Here is a 754-nt window from a genome sequence, read left to right as displayed (position 1 = left end):
GGCGGACGTGATCGAGGACCAGAAGGCCATCCTCAAGAAACACGATCTGCCCGCTGACGCGTTCGGCTTGTACGTGGATGAGTGGGGCATGTGGGTGGACCAGGATGAGGCGACCGATCCGCCCGCGCTTTACCAGCAGGGCAGCATTCGTGACGCCATCGTGGCCGGCCTGAACCTCAACCTGTTCCATGCGCATTCCGACGTCGTGAAGATGACAAACATCGCCCAGATGGTGAATGTCCTGCAGGCAATGATCCTGACTGATGGGCCGGACATGGTGCTGACGCCCACCTATCATGTGTTTGACATGTACCAGCCCTTCATGGGCGCCGAAGCGCTTGAAATGAATCTTCAGTCACCGGACTATGTGTTTGAGGATGTTACGGTGCCTGCCATTAGCGCCAGCGCCGCGCGGACGGAGGACGGCCGGATCGTGCTGGCCCTGGTGAATGCGTCTGCCCATGACGACCATCTGGTCGATGCGAGCGCTTTCGGCGCCAGCAAGGCCACCGGCCGTATCCTGCAGGGAGAGGAGATGGATTCCCATAACACGTTCGACGCGCCGGACCGGGTTCAGCCGGCCCCCTATATCGTGGACGGCACCGCGGACGATCTCGTCCTCTCCATTCCGGCGCGCTCCGTCGTGGTGGTGACACTCGACTAGGGCCCGGTTTAAATCGCCGCTGGCCCCTCTTGCGCGGCGGCCGTTTCCGGCTCAGATACGTGTGCGCGCGCGGGTGTAGCTCAATGGTAG

At 61.9% G+C, this 754-nt stretch carries 1 protein-coding gene; it reads left to right on the top strand.

Annotated features, from left to right (window positions below; genetic code table 11):
- On the top strand, nucleotides 1-664 hold a 664-nt coding region (locus B2P82_RS09120; protein ID WP_290496705.1), incomplete at its 5' end, for an alpha-L-arabinofuranosidase C-terminal domain-containing protein.
- Between the last annotated feature and the right edge of the window lie 90 nt (nucleotides 665-754).

Source organism: Hyphomonas sp. UBA4494 (genome assembly GCF_002388935.1).
Taxonomy (GTDB): Bacteria; Pseudomonadota; Alphaproteobacteria; order Caulobacterales; family Hyphomonadaceae; genus Hyphomonas.
The sequence above is the reverse complement of the archived record's forward strand: the minus strand, read 5'-3'. Positions and strand labels throughout refer to the sequence as shown.